The organism is Pseudomonas sp. GW822-FHT06D10, assembly GCF_058799535.1.
In genome coordinates this window covers 251,691-268,307 of sequence record NZ_JBXALN010000005.1, presented here as the reverse complement: position 1 = coordinate 268,307, position 16,617 = coordinate 251,691, and the positions used below count along the sequence as shown (strand labels likewise).

At 64.7% G+C, this 16,617-nt stretch carries 14 protein-coding genes and 1 tRNA gene; 13 read left to right on the top strand and 2 right to left on the bottom strand.

Annotated features, from left to right (window positions below; translation table 11 throughout):
• Nucleotides 1-115 precede the first annotated feature (115 nt).
• From AC1RL5_RS18535 to AC1RL5_RS18495, 9 genes are all read left to right on the top strand, one after another.
• Nucleotides 116-1,033: a LysR substrate-binding domain-containing protein gene (locus AC1RL5_RS18535; RefSeq protein ID WP_053155967.1), complete on the top strand. Its 918-nt coding sequence runs from the start codon at nucleotides 116-118 to the stop codon at nucleotides 1,031-1,033.
• Between the two features lie 149 nt (nucleotides 1,034-1,182).
• Nucleotides 1,183-2,274 (top strand): ABC transporter ATP-binding protein, encoded by a 1,092-nt coding sequence (locus AC1RL5_RS18530; RefSeq protein ID WP_019093895.1) that lies wholly within the window; start codon nucleotides 1,183-1,185, stop codon nucleotides 2,272-2,274.
• 85 nt (nucleotides 2,275-2,359) lie between these two features.
• A complete protein-coding gene (locus AC1RL5_RS18525) occupies nucleotides 2,360-3,472 on the top strand; it encodes an ABC transporter substrate-binding protein (protein ID WP_072452118.1) in 1,113 nt (370 codons plus the stop codon).
• A gap of 10 nt (nucleotides 3,473-3,482) precedes the next feature.
• Nucleotides 3,483-4,319 carry an ABC transporter permease gene (locus AC1RL5_RS18520; protein WP_011058710.1) on the top strand — a complete coding sequence of 279 codons (837 nt, stop codon included), beginning with the start codon at nucleotides 3,483-3,485 and terminating at the stop codon, nucleotides 4,317-4,319.
• Nucleotides 4,320-4,326: 7 nt separating this feature from the next.
• Complete coding sequence (locus tag AC1RL5_RS18515; protein ID WP_072452119.1) at nucleotides 4,327-5,142, top strand: ABC transporter permease; 816 nt, start codon at nucleotides 4,327-4,329, stop codon at nucleotides 5,140-5,142.
• A gap of 404 nt (nucleotides 5,143-5,546) precedes the next feature.
• Entirely contained in the window at nucleotides 5,547-6,023 is a 477-nt protein-coding gene (locus AC1RL5_RS18510) for a formate dehydrogenase subunit gamma (RefSeq protein ID WP_019093898.1), read from the top strand.
• The gene (locus AC1RL5_RS18505) at nucleotides 6,023-7,582 is read left to right on the top strand and encodes a formate dehydrogenase beta subunit (RefSeq protein WP_103407094.1); all 1,560 of its coding nucleotides are present in this window, start codon (nucleotides 6,023-6,025) and stop codon (nucleotides 7,580-7,582) included. Before AC1RL5_RS18510 ends, AC1RL5_RS18505 begins: the two co-directional genes overlap by 1 nt.
• Nucleotides 7,579-10,476, top strand: a complete 2,898-nt coding sequence (gene fdhF / locus AC1RL5_RS18500) for a formate dehydrogenase subunit alpha (protein WP_072452121.1) — start codon at nucleotides 7,579-7,581, stop codon at nucleotides 10,474-10,476. Before AC1RL5_RS18505 ends, fdhF begins: the two co-directional genes overlap by 4 nt.
• Nucleotides 10,473-10,694, top strand: a complete 222-nt coding sequence (locus AC1RL5_RS18495) for a formate dehydrogenase subunit delta (RefSeq protein WP_011058705.1) — start codon at nucleotides 10,473-10,475, stop codon at nucleotides 10,692-10,694. Before fdhF ends, AC1RL5_RS18495 begins: the two co-directional genes overlap by 4 nt.
• 53 nt (nucleotides 10,695-10,747) lie before the next feature.
• Here AC1RL5_RS18495 and AC1RL5_RS18490 read toward each other — a convergent pair whose 3' ends face one another.
• A complete protein-coding gene (locus tag AC1RL5_RS18490) occupies nucleotides 10,748-11,392 on the bottom strand; it encodes a hypothetical protein (RefSeq protein WP_011058704.1) in 645 nt (214 codons plus the stop codon).
• 198 nt (nucleotides 11,393-11,590) lie between these two features.
• On the opposite strand from AC1RL5_RS18490, the gene AC1RL5_RS18485 reads away from it, so the two are divergent.
• The 4 genes from AC1RL5_RS18485 (at nucleotide 11,591) to AC1RL5_RS18470 (ending at nucleotide 15,644) form a co-directional block, all read left to right on the top strand.
• Nucleotides 11,591-12,976, top strand: a complete 1,386-nt coding sequence (locus AC1RL5_RS18485; protein ID WP_072452123.1) for a sodium:solute symporter family protein — start codon at nucleotides 11,591-11,593, stop codon at nucleotides 12,974-12,976.
• A 29-nt stretch (nucleotides 12,977-13,005) separates the two neighbouring features.
• Nucleotides 13,006-13,962 (top strand): agmatinase, encoded by a 957-nt coding sequence (gene speB, locus AC1RL5_RS18480; RefSeq protein WP_015633801.1) that lies wholly within the window; start codon nucleotides 13,006-13,008, stop codon nucleotides 13,960-13,962.
• 113 nt (nucleotides 13,963-14,075) lie between these two features.
• Nucleotides 14,076-14,151: transfer RNA gene (locus AC1RL5_RS18475), tRNA-Thr, on the top strand.
• A gap of 173 nt (nucleotides 14,152-14,324) precedes the next feature.
• Complete coding sequence (locus AC1RL5_RS18470; RefSeq protein WP_492589507.1) at nucleotides 14,325-15,644, top strand: tyrosine-type recombinase/integrase; 1,320 nt, start codon at nucleotides 14,325-14,327, stop codon at nucleotides 15,642-15,644.
• Between the two features lie 31 nt (nucleotides 15,645-15,675).
• Here AC1RL5_RS18470 and AC1RL5_RS18465 read toward each other — a convergent pair whose 3' ends face one another.
• Nucleotides 15,676-16,023, bottom strand: coding sequence for a hypothetical protein (locus tag AC1RL5_RS18465; RefSeq protein ID WP_492589505.1), 348 nt, complete (start codon nucleotides 16,021-16,023; stop codon nucleotides 15,676-15,678).
• Nucleotides 16,024-16,617 lie beyond the last annotated feature (594 nt).

Here is a 16,617-nt window from a genome sequence, read left to right as displayed (position 1 = left end):
GGCGGCAATGTCAAAGTAAATTGACCAGTTTGCCGAGAGGTCGGCCCATACTGCGCCGCACTATGTGCGGAATACGAACGCCGTCGAACACAGGTTCCCTTGACCCGGAGGTTGTATGCGCTACCCCTCGATCACCGCCCTGCGCGCCCTCGACGCGGTCGCCCGGCTGGGCAGCGTCACTGCTGCCGCCCAGCAACTGAGCCTGACCCGCAGCGCCATCAGCCACCAGATCATCAGCCTGGAACAGAGCCTGGGTTTTGCCCTCACCGAACGGGTGGGACGCGGCATCGGCCTGACCTACCAGGGCCAGTGCTATGCCCGGGAAGTGCGGCGCATCCTGGCCGACATCCAGGACGCCGGACGGCGCTTCGACGGCCTGGCGGTGTCGGGCAAATTGCGCATCAGCTGCAACCCGGGGTTCGCCAGTTTCTGGCTGTGCAACCACATCAACGGCTTCCTGCGCCAATACCCCCAGGTGCAGCTGCAGGTGGTCAGCCCTCGGGCCCAGGACGACACCAGCGACGCCGAAGCCGACCTGTTCATCGCCTATGGCATCGGCGACTGGCCGGGGCTGCTGGTGGAGCAGATCGTTACCCTGCGCTTCTCGCCGGTGTGCAGCCCGCGCCTGATCAACGCCATCGGCGGCCTGAAGACCCCACTGGACCTCAAGGACTTCCCGCTGATCCACATGAGCGACACCAGCGACTGGCGGGTCTGGCTGGCAGCGGCGGGCGCCAGCCAGGTCAACGCCGACAGCGGCATCACCTTCTCCGACGCCCATTGCGCGCAGTCCGCCTGCATCGCCGCCCAGGGCGTGGCCATCGGCGACAACCTGCTCAGCGGCGATGCCCTGGCCCGGGGGCTGCTGGTGCGTCCGTTCGACATCAGCATCAGCGCCCTGCGCGGTTATTTCCTGGTGATCGATCCGGCCAAGGCCGAGCGCTCGGTGGTCCAGGCCTTCAGCGCCTGGTTGAAGAACCAGTTGCAGACCAGCGCCCAGCACATCTCGGACGCCCCCTCCGGCGAACCCTGAGGCGCTCGCGACTGGGAAATTTCACTCACCAATGAGACAAAAATTATTCCATTGATGTGGCGTTGCTTTTCACAATAATGAGCCGACCGCCTGCTGTTCCGACAATAAAAATTCCATAGCGCAGGCCGGCTTTGCGGGAGATCTCCGTAGTGTCCAGCAGTCCCTCGACTCAACTCAGCGCCCAAGGAATCAGCCAGTTCTACGGCAACTTCACTGCCCTGGACGGCATCGACCTCGACGTTCGCCAAGGCGAATTTCTCACCCTGCTCGGCCCCTCGGGCTCAGGCAAGACCACCCTGTTGATGATCCTCGCGGGCTTCCTCACCCCCAGCGCCGGCAAGCTGCTGGAGCGCGGTGTGGACATCAGCCGGCGCCCGGCGGAAAAACGCAACTACGGCATGGTGTTCCAGGGCTACGCGCTGTTTCCCCACATGAGCGTGGCCGACAACGTCGCCTACCCGTTGCGCATCCGAGGCGTGAAGGCCGAGGAGCGCCAGCGCCGGGTCAAGCACATCCTCGAGGTGGTGGGCCTGGGTGCTCACCTGAACAAGAAGCCGTCCGAGCTTTCCGGTGGCCAGCAACAGCGCGTGGCCATTGCCCGGGCCCTGGTATTCGAGCCGGACATGTTGCTGCTGGACGAACCGCTGTCGGCCCTGGACAAGAACCTGCGCGAGCAACTGCAGACCGAGCTGCAGCGCATTCATCGCCAGGTCGGCACCAGCTTCGTCTTCGTCACCCATGACCAGGGTGAAGCCCTGGCGCTGTCGACCCGCATCGCCATCTTCAACCAGGGGCGGCTGGCACAGATCGACACCCCGGAAACCATCTACGACCGCCCGCGCAACCGCTTCGTCGCCGAGTTCCTGGGCAAGATGAACCTGTTCCCGCTGCAGGGCATTTCCCGCAACGGCAGCCAGGCCAGCGGACGCTTTGGCGACAGCCCGCTGCAGGCCACCACGTCCGGGGAAATCAGCAGCCAGCCGCAATTGCTGGCGGTACGCCCGGAACACATGACCCTGCACACCGAGCGCCCGCAAGCCGGCGAGCACAACGTGCTGCCCGCCTGCCTCGGCGAGCGGGTGTACCAGGGCTCCAGCACCCACCTGGCGCTGAACATCAGCCCGGAACTGGCACCGGTGAACCTCTCGGTGCCCGGCGACCACCCCGGCGCCCGATTGCCCAGCGGCACCCCGGTGTGGCTGAGCTGGCCGGTACGCCACAGCTTCCTGCTGGAAGCCTGAGCCGGCCGCTCCCCCATCGCGCACAGCTCTCCCATAACAATAATCGGCCGGCGCGCCCTGCACCGGCCTCGCGAGGACTTGCCCCATGAGCCAGCACCATCAACGCGACTGCATTGAAATCCTCATCGAAAAAGCCCGCGGCGGGCAGGTCAGCCGCCGCACCTTCCTCCAGGCAATGGGCCTGCTGGCGGCGGTGCCCCTGGCATTGCGCAGCGGTATCAGTTGGGCCGCCGACAAGCCCCTGGTGGTGGTCAACTGGGGCGGCGACGCACTCAATGCCTTTCGCAGCGCCTGGACCGACAGCTTCACCAAGAGCACCGGCATCCCGGTGCGCATCGACGGCGCCGGCCCCACCGAAGGGGCCATCCGTTCGCAGCTGGCCAGCGGCCGGCCGAGCTGGGACGTGGTCGACGTGGACAGCTACAGCGCCATGACCCTGGGCCGCGACAAGGTCCTGCAACCCCTGGACTACAGCGTGGTGCAGCGGGACCTGGTGGCGCCGTCGCTGTCCCACGAGCACGGCATCGCCGGCTACCTGTTCAGCTACGTGATCGCCTGGGACAGCCAGAAGTTCGGCGACAACGGCCCCAAGGACTGGGCGGATTTCTGGAACGTGGAGAAATTCCCCGGCAAGCGCACCCTCTACAAGTGGATGAACGGCATGCTCGAAGCCGCGCTGCTGGCCGATGGCGTGGCCGCCGAGCAGTTGTACCCGCTGGACGTGCCCCGCGCCTTGCGCAAGATCGATGAGCTCAAGCCCCATGTCCTGTCGTTCTGGGGCTCGGGTGCGGAAAGCCAGCAGTTGATGATCGAAGGCGAAGCCTCCATGGGCGCCATCTGGCACACCCGCGCCACCCTGCTCCACGAAGACAGCGGCGGCCGCATCAAGTGGGGCTTCGACCATGCCTTCCTCAACGCCAGCAGCTGGGGCGTGCTCAAGGGCAACCCCGCGGGCACCGCACCGGCCATGCAGTTCATCCAGCACGCCTTGCAGCCGGCCGGGCAACTGAAGCTGTTCGAGGCCCTCGGCAACGGCCCGTCCAACGCCGCCACCCAGCAACTGATGAGCGCCGAACAGCGGGAGATCAACTGCGCCTCCGAAGCCAACATGAAGAAGCAGATCTTCCTCGACACCCAGTGGTACGCCGACCACTACTCCAGCACCCTGGAGCAGTACCTGACCCACCTGTCCAAATGAGCCGCCGACCATGAGTGCAACCCGAACCGCACGCCTGGAACGCAGCCTGCTGCTGTTCCCGCTGCCGCTGCTGCTGGTGGTGTTCTACCTGTTGCCGTTCTTCGGCGTGGTGAGCTGGAGCTTCACCCTGCCGGAGACAGGCTTCGGGCAGTACCAGCGCATCGCAACCGATCCGGCGATCCACGACATGCTCCTGCGCACCCTGCGCCTGTGCCTGACCGTGAGCCTCTTGGCCCTGGTGATCGGCTACCTGCTGGCCTACTGCTGGGTGTTCAGCCCGCCGTTCTGGCAACGCATGGTGGAGATCTGCGTGTTCATCCCGTTCTGGATCTCGGTGCTGGTGCGGGCCTTCGGCTGGCTGATCGCCCTGCGCAGCAACGGCGTGGTCAACGACAGCCTGCTGTCCCTGGGCTGGATCGATCACCCCTTGCAACTGACCCGCAACGAACTGGGGGTGGTGATCGGCATGCTGCACTTCATGATCCCCTATGCCCTGTTCCCTCTACTGTCGAGCATGCGCCAGCTGGATCAACGGGTGTTGCTGGCCTCACGCGGCCTGGGGGCCGGCGCCCTGCGCACCTTCTGGCAGGTGCTGCTGCCGCAGACCCTGCCGGGGCTGCTGGGGGCCTTCATCATGGTCTTCGTGTTCTGCCTGGGCTTCTTCATCACCCCGGTGCTGCTGGGTGGCGGGCAGACGGTGATGATTGCCGAATACGTGTTCCTGCAGATGTTCCAGACCAGCAACTGGGGCCTGGGCGCGGCCCTGAGCCTGGTGCTGCTGACCCTGGTCAGCGCGCTGATCTGGCTGCTGATGCGCATCACCCGTGTCAATCGACTGGTGGGTTGAGGTCACTATGAATACACATCGCACTGCCCTGAGTACCCGGCTGATCGCCGTGGTCGCCATGGCCTTCATGCTGTTCCCGCTGCTGACGGTGATCCCGGTTTCCTTCACCGCCAAACGCTACCTGTCGATGCCCGACGGCCACTGGTCGCTGCGCCACTACGAGGCGCTGCTGAGCAACCCCGACTGGCTGTCGAGCATCGGCCAGAGCCTGGCCATCGCCAGCGCCACCAGCCTGATCGCCACCCTGCTGGCGGTGAGTTTCAGCCTCGGCATCTGGTACCTGCGTTCGCGCCTGGCAACCCTGCTGATCGGCCTGGTGCTGCTGCCCATGGCCATTCCGCCGGTGATCTCGGCGCTGGTGCTGTACTTCATGGAAACCAACCTCGGGCGCATCGCCCCGGGCTGGGGCTACGACACCCTGCCCGGGGTGGTGATCGCCCATGTGGTGATGGTGGTGCCCTACGGCGTGGTGACCATGCTGGTGGCGCTGAGCCAGGTGGACCGGCGCATCGAACTGGCCTCGCGCAACCTGGGGGCGAGCCTGATGCAGACCACCTTCCTGGTGATGTTGCCGAACCTCAAGCTGGGGATCTTCTCCACCGCGCTGCTGAGCTTTGCCCTGTCCTGGGAGGAAGTGGCGGTGACCCTGTTCATCACCAGTGTCGACGTCAACACCCTGCCGCGGCGGATCTGGAGCGGCCTGCGCGATAACGTCGACCCCAGCGTGGCGGCGATCTCGGTGCTGCTGATCGGCCTGACCCTGCTGGTACTCGTGGGCCGCCTGGCCTTGCAGTACGCCGCCCAGCGCCGCGCCCGCTCCTAGCGCCTGTGGCGAGGGAGCTTGCTCCCTCGCCACAGGGCCCACCCTACTCCCTGGCTATTCGCTTCCGAGCTGACCGAAGTCATCCCTCACTCCCCGCGTTTTATCCGATAGTGCCCCGCTCGCCCACCCGGTTGCCCAGGCTCTTCTAGACTCAATGGGTGGTCGTAGATGGAACCGAACAAGTCGCTTTCGTGCAGATGAACCAGAAGCAGCGTGTCAAGCTGCCCTTTATGCCCTGAACAGGTGCGGCAACGACCGCGCCGGGTACAACAAGATGCCCATTCAGGGTGCATGGCCAACGGCCTGAAACGCCGCGCTACCGTGACGCGGCAACCAGCGCCGCAGCCGACACTTTCGGACAGCCGACAACCACCAGGTGTGTCCGTGACCGTGAGGAATGCTGTATGCCTGATGAAACACTGCACCTGCCTCTGATCCACCGCCTGCTGGAGCGCCACAAAGACTCCCCGGGCGCGCTGCTGCCGATCCTCCACCAGATCCAGGAAGAGCTCGGCTACATCCCCGATCCCGCCATCCCGGAAATAGCCCACAGCCTCAACCTGAGCCAGGCCGAAGTTCGCGGGGTAATCAGCTTCTACCATGACTTTCGTACCTCGCCGCCGGCGCGGCACATCCTGCGCCTGTGCCGCGCCGAATCCTGCCAGAGCCGCGGCGCCGAGCAACTGGCGGCGCAACTGCGCGAGCGCCTGCAACTGGACGACCACGGCAGCAGCGCCGATGGCAACATCAGCCTGCGGCCGGTGTATTGCCTGGGGGCCTGCGCCTGCTCGCCCGCCCTGGAGCTGGATGGCCAGTTGCATGCACGCCTGAGCGCCGAGCGCCTGGACGCGCTGCTCGACAGCTGCCGGGAGGACGCGTGATGCCCAGCCTCTACCTGCCCTGTGATTCCCTGGCCCGCGCCGTGGGCGCCGATGAAGTGGCCAAGGCCATCGCCACCCAGGCCGAACAGCGCCAGCTGCCGCTGCAACTGCAACGCACCAGCTCCCGTGGCCTGTACTGGCTGGAGCCGCTGCTGGAAGTCGATACCCCGGACGGGCGCCTGGGCTTCGGCCCGGTGGGCGCCGCCGACGTACCGGCGCTGCTGGACGCCCTGCAAGGCGATGCCGCAAGCCATCCCCTGGCCCTGGGCCGGGTCGAAGACCTGCCCTACCTGAAGAACCAGCAACGCCTGCTGTTCGCCCGCGCCGGCATTACCCGGCCGCTGTCCCTGGCCGACTACCGGGCCCACGGCGGCTTCGAGGGCCTGACCCGCTCCATCGCCCTGGGCGGCGAGCAGACCGTGGCCGCGGTGCTCGATTCCGGCCTGCGCGGCCGTGGCGGCGCGGCCTTCCCCGCCGGGATCAAATGGCGCACCGTGCGCGACACGCCGCAGCAGCAGAAATACCTGGTGTGCAACGCCGACGAAGGCGACTCCGGCACCTTCGCCGACCGCATGCTGATGGAGGGCGACCCGTTCCTGCTGATCGAAGGCATGGCCATTGCCGGCCTCGCGGTCGGTGCCAGCTACGGCTATATCTACGTGCGCTCGGAATACCCCCAGGCCGTGGCCACCCTGCGCGAGGCCCTGGACATCGCCCGGGATGCCGGTTACCTCGGGGCCAATGCCGGCGGTAGCGGCCAGGCCTTCGACATGGAAGTGCGGGTCGGTGCCGGGGCCTATATCTGCGGCGAGGAAACCGCCCTGCTGGACTCCCTGGAAGGCAAGCGCGGCATCGTCCGCGCCAAGCCGCCGATCCCGGCGCTGCAAGGCCTGTTCGGCCAGCCGACCCTGGTGCACAACGTGCTGACCCTGGCCTCGGTGCCGCTGATCCTGGAAAAGGGCGCGGCGTTCTATCGCGACTACGGCATGGGCCGGTCCCTGGGCACCATGCCCTTCCAACTGGCGGGCAACGTGCGTCACGGCGGCCTGGTGGAACGGGCCTTCGGCCTGACCCTGCGCGAGCTGGTGGAAGGCTATGGCGGCGGCACCGCCAGCGGCCGGCCACTGAAGGCTGCGCAAGTCGGCGGCCCGCTCGGCGCCTGGGTACCGCCTTCGCAGTTCGATACGCCGCTGGATTACGAAGCCTTCGCCGCCATGGGCGCGATGCTCGGCCACGGTGGCGTGGTGGTGGCCGACGACAGCCTGGACCTGGCCCGCATGGCGCGCTTCGCCCTGCAGTTCTGCGCCGAGGAATCCTGCGGCAAATGCACCCCGTGCCGCATCGGCTCGACCCGCGGCGTGGAGGTCATCGACCGCCTGCTGGCCGCTCCCGATCAAGGCCGCCGCGATGAGCAGGCGCTGATCCTCAAGGACCTGTGCGACACCCTGCAATACGGCTCGCTGTGCGCCCTGGGCGGGATGACCTCCTACCCGGTGGCCAGCGCCCTGAAGCACTTCCCCGCCGACTTCGGTCTGGCGCCCTCGGAGGCCGAGCAATGATCACTCTTTTCGACCCAGCCACAGATATCGATCTCAATGCCGTGGACTTCGGCACCCCGGCCCGCGACAGCCAGGTGCAGGTCAGCCTGAACATCGACGGGCGCAGCATCAGCGTGCCCCAGGGCACCTCGGTGATGCGCGCCGCGGCCCTGATGGGCACCACCATTCCCAAACTCTGCGCCACCGACAGCCTGGAAGCCTTCGGCTCGTGCCGCATGTGCCTGGTGGAGATCGACGGCATGCGCGGCTACCCGGCCTCCTGCACCACCCCGGTCAGCGAAGGCATGGTGGTGCATACGCAAACGCCGAAACTGGCGACCCTGCGCCGCAACGTGATGGAGCTGTACATCTCCGACCACCCCCTGGACTGCCTGACCTGCTCGGCCAACGGCAACTGCGAACTGCAGACCGTCGCCGGCCAGGTGGGCCTGCGGGAAGTGCGCTACGGCTATGACGGCGCCAACCACCTGCAGGATCAGAAAGACACCTCCAACCCTTACTTCGACTACGACCCGAGCAAGTGCATCGTCTGCAACCGCTGCGTGCGCGCCTGCGAGGAAACCCAGGGCACCTTCGCCCTGACCATCAGCGGCCGGGGCTTCGAATCCCGGGTTGCGGCGGCCGGTGGCGACAACTTCCTGGACTCCGAATGCGTGTCCTGCGGCGCCTGCGTGCAGGCCTGCCCCACCGCCACCCTGATGGAAAAGAGCGTGGTGCAGATGGGCCAGCCGGAGCGGGCGGTGATCACCACCTGCGCCTACTGCGGCGTGGGTTGCTCGTTCCGCGCCGAGATGAAGGGCGACCAGCTGGTGCGCATGGTTCCGGACAAGAACGGCCAGGCCAACCACGGCCACTCCTGCGTCAAGGGCCGCTTCGCCTGGGGCTACGCCACCCACCCGGACCGCATCACCAAGCCGATGATTCGCAAGCACATCAGCGACCCGTGGCAGGAAGTCAGCTGGGACGAAGCAGTGACCTACGCCGCCAGCGAACTGCGGCGCATCCAGTTCAAGTACGGCCGCGACTCCATCGGCGGCATCACCTCCAGCCGGTGCACCAACGAGGAAACCTACCTGGTGCAGAAGCTGGTGCGGGCGGCCTTCGGCAACAACAACGTCGACACCTGCGCCCGGGTCTGCCACTCGCCCACCGGCTACGGCCTCAAGCAGACCCTGGGAGAATCCGCCGGGACCCAGAGCTTCGACTCGGTGATGCAGGCCGACGTAATCCTGGTGATGGGCGCCAACCCCAGCGACGCGCACCCGGTGTTCGGTTCCCAGCTCAAACGGCGCCTGCGTGAAGGGGCCAAGCTGATCGTCATCGACCCGCGGCGCATCGACCTGGTGGACTCGGTGCACGCCCGCGCCGAGCTGCACCTGGCCCTGCGCCCGGGCACCAACGTGGCCATGCTCAATGCCCTGGCTCATGTGATAGTCACTGAAGGGCTGGTCGACCAGGAGTTCGTCAGCGCCCGCTGCGAGCCCGAGGCCTTCGCCCTGTGGAGCGCCTTCGTCAGCCGCGCGGACAACTCGCCGGAAGTGCTCGGCGCCATCTGCGGCGTGCCCGCCGCCGATATCCGTGCCGCTGCCCGCCTCTACGCCACTGGCGGCAACGCGGCGATCTACTACGGCCTGGGGGTCACTGAGCACAGCCAGGGCAGCACCTCGGTCATGGGCATCGCCAACCTGGCCATGGCCACCGGCAACATCGGCCGCGAAGGGGTGGGCGTGAACCCGCTGCGAGGGCAGAACAACGTCCAGGGTTCCTGCGACATGGGCTCCTTCCCCCACGAGCTGCCGGGCTATCGGCACATCTCCAACCAGGTGGTGCGCCAGCAGTTCGAGCAGGCCTGGAACGTCACCCTGCAGGCCGATCCCGGGCTGCGCATTCCCAACATGTTCGAAGCAGCCCTGGGCGGCAGCTTCAAGGGCCTGTACTGCCAGGGCGAGGACATCGCCCAGAGCGACCCCAACACCCAGCACGTGACCGCGGCCCTGTCGGCCATGGAATGCGTGGTGGTGCAGGACATCTTCCTCAACGAAACCGCCAAGTTCGCCCACGTGTTCCTGCCGGGCAGCTCGTTCCTGGAAAAGGACGGCACCTTCACCAACGCCGAACGGCGCATCTCCCGGGTGCGCAAGGTCATGGAACCGCTGGGCGGCAAGGCCGACTGGGAAGGCACCCTGGCCCTGGCCGCGGCCCTGGGCTACCCGATGCACTACAGCCATCCCTCGGAAATCATGGATGAGATCGCCCGCCTGACCCCGACCTTCACCGGCGTCAGCTACGCCAGCCTGGACCGCCACGGCAGCCTGCAATGGCCGTGCAACGACGCCGCGCCGGACGGCACGCCGACCATGCACATCGACGAGTTCGTGCGTGGCAAGGGGCGCTTCATGCTCACCGGCTACGTGCCCACCGACGAGAAGGTCAACGGTCGCTACCCGCTGCTGCTGACCACCGGCCGCATCCTCAGCCAGTACAACGTCGGCGCCCAGACCCGGCGTACCGACAACGTCGCCTGGCACGCCGAGGACCGACTGGAAATCCACCCCACCGATGCCGAGAGCCGGGGCATCAACGAAGGCGATTGGGTGGGCATCGGCAGCCGCGCCGGGCAGACCGTGCTGCGGGCCCGGGTCACCGAGCGGGTGGCACCGGGGGTGGTCTACACCACCTTCCACTTCCCCGAATCGGGGGCCAACGTGATCACCACCGACAACTCCGACTGGGCCACCAACTGTCCGGAATACAAGGTCACCGCGGTGGAAGTCAGCCGCGTCTACCACCCTTCCGAATGGCAGAAGCGCTACCAGGCATTCAGCGAAGAGCAGCATCGCCTGCTGGACAAGCGTGGCCGCTCCCGGGGCGGCAAGGCGGAGGTGCGCCGATGAGCACCGCCAACCTGATCAAGATGGCCAACCAGATCGCCTCGTACTTCGCCAATGAGCCGGACCAGGTGCAGGCCGTGCTCAGCGTGCGCAACCACATGCAGATGTTCTGGACCCCAGGCATGCGCAAGGAACTGCTGGCCTGGCAGACCGAGCAGCAAGGGGCCGAACTGCATCCACTCGTGCAGCAGGCGGTGCGCGACGCGGGCTGGGAGGCCTAGACCTGCCCTCACCCCCGGCCTGCTACCCCAGGCCGGGGCTACCGTCCAACGGCTCAGCTACCCGGGCACTTGCTGTCCACCGGCGGCTTGGCCTGGACCGCCATAGGCATGACCGCTCCCGGCTTGCCCAGGGGCAACAACTGGTACACCGCAAAGGCACACATGGCTGCGGTTTCGCCGTTCGCCTGGGGGATGTAGTTCAGGCCGACATAGGCCTCGTAGCTCTTGCCCGGCTCGAACAGCACCACCTTCCTCACCTCGGGGCAGGTGCTGTAGGTGCTGCCATAGCCACCTGCCGCCACGCCCCCGCCTTCCAGCAGGAAAGGCCGGCCCGCCGGTACCCGGTACTCGGTGGCGATCTCGTTGTAGGCGCCCTCGCCCCTGCGGATCGCCCCTGCGTAGGCCGGCAGTTTCGGCGCGAACCTGGGCAGCATGTCGATCTGCCGGGGCTGCACCGGGAACTGCGGGTAGTTGATGTTGGCCTGTTGATCGCTGCCGAAACGCCCGGCCTTGGCCAGGCGCTTGCTGTCCCCCAGGCACCCGGCATAGGCGTCCCCGCGCACCTCGCCGTTGGTGATCACCCGCAACTGCGCGGTCGGCACGCTCAGGGGCGGTTCCGAATAGGGCTGTACCGGTTTGACACTGCAAGCGCCGAGCAACGCCAACGCGGCCAGCAGGGTCGGAGTTGCGAGATTCATCACTGAAGTTTCCTTTGACTGAGGCGGCCACCGGGCCCGCACAGGCTATCGGCCAAGTGCCCGCAGCCTTCACTGCCACCCAGGCACTTTCCACAAAACACAAGCCAGCTTGTGCCCGCCGGGATGTACCCGGCAACCCCTGCCACCTACGCTGCGCCGACCTGCCTTCAACAACAAAAACAAAAGGAAGCGACGGTTATGGCACTCGATTATCTGGTAATGGCGATCTACGTCCTGCTGATGGCCGGCCTCGGCTGGTGGGGCATGCGCAAAGTGAAAAGCCAGGATGACTTTCTGGTGGCCGGGCGCCGCCTGGGCCCGGCCCTGTACCTGGGCACGCTGTCGGCAGTGATGCTCGGCGGCGCTTCCACCATAGGCTCGGTGCGCCTGGGCTACAGCTACGGCATTTCCGGGCTGTGGCTGGTGTTCATGCTGGGCCTGGGGATCATCGTGCTGAGCCTGGTGTTCTCCCGGCAGATCGCCCAGTTGCGGGTCTTTACCGTGACCCAGATCCTGGAGCAGCGCTATCAGGCGTCCTCGCGGCTGATCGGTGGCTGCGTGATGGTGGCCTACGACCTGATGGTGGCGGTGACCGCCACCATCGCCATCGGCTCGATCACCGAAGTGGTGTTCGAGATCCCGCGGATCACCGCGATCCTCTGCGGCGGCGGCCTGGTGATCTTCTACTCGGTGATCGGCGGCATGTGGTCGCTGACCCTCACCGACATCATCCAGTTCGTGATCATGACCCTGGGGATCTTCGGCGTCCTGCTGCCCATGAGCCTGGGCCAGGCCGGCGGCCTGGAAGCCTTGCAGGCCAACCTGCCGGCGGGCTTCTTCGAGCTGGGCAATATCGGCCTGGACACCATCCTCACCTACTTCCTGCTGTACTTCTTCGGCGCCCTGATCGGCCAGGACATCTGGCAGCGGCTGTTCACCGCCCGCAGTGAAAGCGTGGTGCGCTACGCCGGGCTCGGCGCCGGGATCTACTGCATGTTCTATGGCGCCGCCTGCGCCCTGGTGGGGGCCGCCGCCAAGCTGCTGTTGCCGGACCTGGCGGTGGCGGAAAACGCCTTCGCCGAAATCACCCGCAGCGTGTTGCCCGCCGGCCTGCGCGGCTTGGTGGTGGCCGCTGCCCTGGCCGCCATCATGTCCACCGCCAGCGCCTGCCTGCTGGCTTCGGCCACGGTGCTCAAGGAAGACATCTACAGCCGCTTCCTTACCCGGGGCGGGGAAAACCACCTGGCCAGCAGCCGCTGGATCACCCTCGGGCTGGGGGCGGCGATGCTGTTGATGGCGTGCCTGGTGAACGACGTGATCGCCGGGCTGAGCATCGCCTACAACCTGCTGGTGGGCGGCCTGCTGGTGCCGATCATGGGCGCGCTGCTGTGGCGCCGCGCCTCGGCCAGGGGCGCCATCGCCTGCATGCTCACCGGCAGCCTGACGGTGATCGCGTTCATGGTCCGCGACGGCATTCTCGCCAACACCCCGATCTACTACGGGCTTGGGGTCAGCCTGCTGACCTTTGTCGGCGTCAGCCTGACAAGCCGGGCGGCACCGGCACTGCGCAGCGCCACCGAATAAATCCTTCACAGCGAACAAGGAACCCCGCCATGTCCAAGCCCTTTCCCCAACCCGTGGATGCCGCCCTGGTCCCACGCTTCGCCGGCATTCCAAGCTTCATGCGCCTGCCGCTGTTCAACGACCCGGCCCAGGTGCAGATCGCCCTGGTGGGCGTGCCCTGGGACGGCGGCACCACCAACCGTGCCGGTGCCCGCCACGGCCCGCGGGAGGTGCGCAACCAGTCGAGCCTGATGCGCAAGGTGCACCATGTCAGCCGCATCGCCCCTTATGACCTGGTCCGGGTCGGTGACCTGGGTGATGCACCGGTGAACCCCATCGACCTGCTGGATTCGCTGAAACAGATCGAAGGTTTCTTCAGCCAATTGCACCAGGCCGGCGCCGTGCCCCTGGCGGTGGGTGGCGACCACCTGGTGACCCTGCCGATCTTCCGCGCCCTGGCCCGCCACCGCCCCATCGGCATGGTGCACTTCGATGCCCACTCCGACACCAACGACCGCTACTTCGGCGACAACCTCTACACCCACGGCACGCCCTTTCGCCGCGCCATCGAAGAAGGCCTGCTGGACCCCAAGCGCACGGTGCAGATCGGCATTCGCGGTTCGATCTACAGCGCCGACGACGAGGCTTTCGCCCGGGACTGCGGGATTCGCGTGATCCACATGGAAGAGTTCGCCGACATCGGCGTCGAAGCCACCCTGGCCGAAGCCCGGCGCGTGGTGGGCGACGGCCCGACCTACATCAGCTTCGACGTCGACGTGCTCGACCCGGCCTTCGCCCCCGGCACCGGCACCCCGGAGATCGGCGGCATGAACACCCTCCAGGCCCAGCAGATGATCCGCGGCCTGCGCGGCCTGAACCTGGTCGGCGCCGACGTGGTGGAAGTCTCGCCGCCCTTCGACGTCGGCGGCGCCACCGCCCTGGTGGGCGCGACCCTGATGTTCGAGTTGCTGTGCATCCTCGCCGAATCGATAGCGCAAGGCTCCTGAGGAGGGCCAGCCAATCGTTTGCCAGCGGACGCGGCCCTGAGCGCTTCGCAAAAATAGTCAGATTTCAGGGGTTTACAGAAGCCCGCCAATCGCTATAATCGTCGCCCTGACACGCCGGTATAGCTCAGTTGGTAGAGCAACTGACTTGTAATCAGTAGGTCCCGGGTTCGACTCCTGGTGCCGGCACCATACAAGGTTCCAGAGAAGGCTTTCAAAATCTCTGAAACCCCCCGAAAAACCCGCCTTCTGGCGGGTTTTTTCGTTTTGGCGTTCCGTCGGATTCCGCCAAAATCTTATGGATACCAGCCGTTTTAAGGATAAAGATAGGGGTAAGGTCATTCGATAAAGGGAGGAGTACCCTTATGTCGCGCACCACTGCCCCACTCTCCGATTCGGCTTGCCGTTCAGCCAAGCCCACCGACCGCGCCTACAAGCTTTTCGACGGTGACGGCCTCTACCTTCTAGTCCAACCCAATGGCCGCAAAGGCTGGCGTTTCAGGTATGTAAAACCTGATGGTCGTGAAGGACTGACCTCGTTTGGCAATTACCCCGTGGTCGGCCTCGCCGATGCGCGCAAGAAGCGGCTGGAGGTCAAGCGGATGCTGGCGGAAGGCATCGACCCCATCGAGTCCAAACATCAAGCCAAGACGCAAGCCACAATCCGAGGCCGAACCTTTGAGGACGCTGCCCTGGACTGGCACAAAGCGATGTCTGCCAAATGGGCTCCGGGCCATGCCAAGACGGTTCTTAGCCGTCTCAAAACCCATGTTCTTCCACTGATCGGTGATCGCGCCATTGTCGACCTAGACACTCACGACTTAATGCAACCTCTGGAAGCAATCCAGAGGCGTGGCACGATTGACGTCGCGTTAAGGGTACAAAACTACCTGCAAAGCATCATGCGCGAGGCGAAACGTGCTCGACAGATCGCAGCAAACCCTGCCTCCGACCTTGAAGGTTTGATCAAAGCCCCGAGGGTAGTGCACCGCCCAGCTTTACCCTTATCGCGCCTGCCTGAATTGCAGGAGCGCATCAACACCTACAAAGGACGAACTCTGACTCGGCTGACAGTCATGCTCTCTCTACATGTGTTTGTCCGCTCGAGCGAACTACGCTTCGCCCGCTGGAGCGAGTTCGACCTCAAGCGCGGCACTTGGGAGATACCGGACACTCGACCCGCGCTGGACGGAGTACCCTTTTCAACAAGAGGTACGAAGATGGCCGGGGACATCCACCTTGTACCCTTATCGCCGCAAGCCGTGACCCTGCTTGAACAGATCCGCATCCTCACCGGCGAATTCGACCTGGTATTTGCGGGCGATGCCAACCCGTCGAAACCGATGTCTGAGAACACGGTGAACAGCGCGCTTCGAAATATGGGTTACGACACCAAAACCGAAATCTGTGGCCATGGCTTCCGCTCGATGGCATGTAGCGCACTGATTGAGTCAGGGTTGTGGTCCGAGACCGCCATTGAAAGGCAGATGAGCCACAAGGAACGCAACAACGTCCGCGCCGCTTACATCCACAAGGCCGAGTTCATCGAGGAGCGCAGGCTGATCATGAACTGGTGGAGCCGGTACCTGGAGGCCAACCGTGAAGAGCATGTCACTCCGCATGAGTTCGCTAATCAGATTGGGGTGAATGTTACCCGGATGAAGGTGAAGCGGATCAATGATTGAATCCGCTACCCAGGTCACTGAGACAGTCCTGCTATGGGAGGATGCCTAAAACCTCAGGCGTCAAGATCTGAAGCCCAATCCCAGACAACAGACTTGTGCCCAACACGAAGAGAGCTACTTTCAACACCAAACGAATACCACCGCCGAATCCTTTATGACGCAACAAATAGCTGGCAACAATCTTCCTGTAACCATCGCCGTGGCTAAACGCATAAATGATCGCTACCGCGAAGACAAACCATGCGGCGCGCTCGGGATGAGGCATTGTGATTATCGTCAACGCCAAACCGACACAAACAAAACCAATGCTATTAACCTTCTTGAAATAGCTCTTGGCGATGGCTTCATCTTCATCGTCCAGAAAGAAACTCGGTCTCATTGATATGCTCCTTTTGAGATCACAGTGCCTATCACCATGTCATCCAGTCACAGATTAAGAACTCTCTCTGACCGTTTCCACCCAAAGCAGGCGCATTACCCCCGCAAATTGACAGGAGCATGTCACTCCACACGAATTCGCAAATCAGACCGGAGCGAACGTCACTCGCCTAAAAGCAAAACGTGGCGCAACCGAGTAAGCGCTCGGTCTTCATATCTCAGTGATCCGCTTGTCCACGCGGGTCCATCCAAGCAGGGCTGCAAAGCCGCCCTGCTTGGATGGACCTCACTTAAAAAATCTAAAGTCCACGCAACTTTCTGTGGAAAACCACAGATTTCCACCGGTAGATAATTTCATCCACAGCCCCAGAACTCCCAAAAATTCGAGCCTTGACCCGAATTATCCACAGGCGTAGAAAAGATCGGGTAAAGCGCTGTCGTTGACAGCAACCCAGGTAGCCAGAACCTTTAAGGCTATGCCACACCGTGGTGGTTCTCCCAAAGTGCGATTAGCGTCCGGCGGCTCGCACGGTCACAGCGATGTGATGGATGCCTACTTTTACCAGTGTGCCCACTGCGGCAACTCATCCCCTTG

Coding starts and splice junctions, on each gene's coding strand:
- AC1RL5_RS18535 (WP_053155967.1), top strand. CDS start 116: ATGCGCTACCCCTCGATCACCGCCCTGCGCGCCCTCGACGCGGTCGCC.
- AC1RL5_RS18525 (WP_072452118.1), top strand. CDS start 2,360: ATGAGCCAGCACCATCAACGCGACTGCATTGAAATCCTCATCGAAAAA.
- AC1RL5_RS18520 (WP_011058710.1), top strand. CDS start 3,483: ATGAGTGCAACCCGAACCGCACGCCTGGAACGCAGCCTGCTGCTGTTC.
- AC1RL5_RS18515 (WP_072452119.1), top strand. CDS start 4,327: ATGAATACACATCGCACTGCCCTGAGTACCCGGCTGATCGCCGTGGTC.
- AC1RL5_RS18510 (WP_019093898.1), top strand. CDS start 5,547: ATGCCTGATGAAACACTGCACCTGCCTCTGATCCACCGCCTGCTGGAG.
- AC1RL5_RS18505 (WP_103407094.1), top strand. CDS start 6,023: ATGCCCAGCCTCTACCTGCCCTGTGATTCCCTGGCCCGCGCCGTGGGC.
- fdhF (WP_072452121.1), top strand. CDS start 7,579: ATGATCACTCTTTTCGACCCAGCCACAGATATCGATCTCAATGCCGTG.
- AC1RL5_RS18495 (WP_011058705.1), top strand. CDS start 10,473: ATGAGCACCGCCAACCTGATCAAGATGGCCAACCAGATCGCCTCGTAC.
- AC1RL5_RS18490 (WP_011058704.1), bottom strand. CDS start 11,392: ATGAATCTCGCAACTCCGACCCTGCTGGCCGCGTTGGCGTTGCTCGGC.
- AC1RL5_RS18485 (WP_072452123.1), top strand. CDS start 11,591: ATGGCACTCGATTATCTGGTAATGGCGATCTACGTCCTGCTGATGGCC.
- speB (WP_015633801.1), top strand. CDS start 13,006: ATGTCCAAGCCCTTTCCCCAACCCGTGGATGCCGCCCTGGTCCCACGC.
- AC1RL5_RS18470 (WP_492589507.1), top strand. CDS start 14,325: ATGTCGCGCACCACTGCCCCACTCTCCGATTCGGCTTGCCGTTCAGCC.
- AC1RL5_RS18465 (WP_492589505.1), bottom strand. CDS start 16,023: ATGAGACCGAGTTTCTTTCTGGACGATGAAGATGAAGCCATCGCCAAG.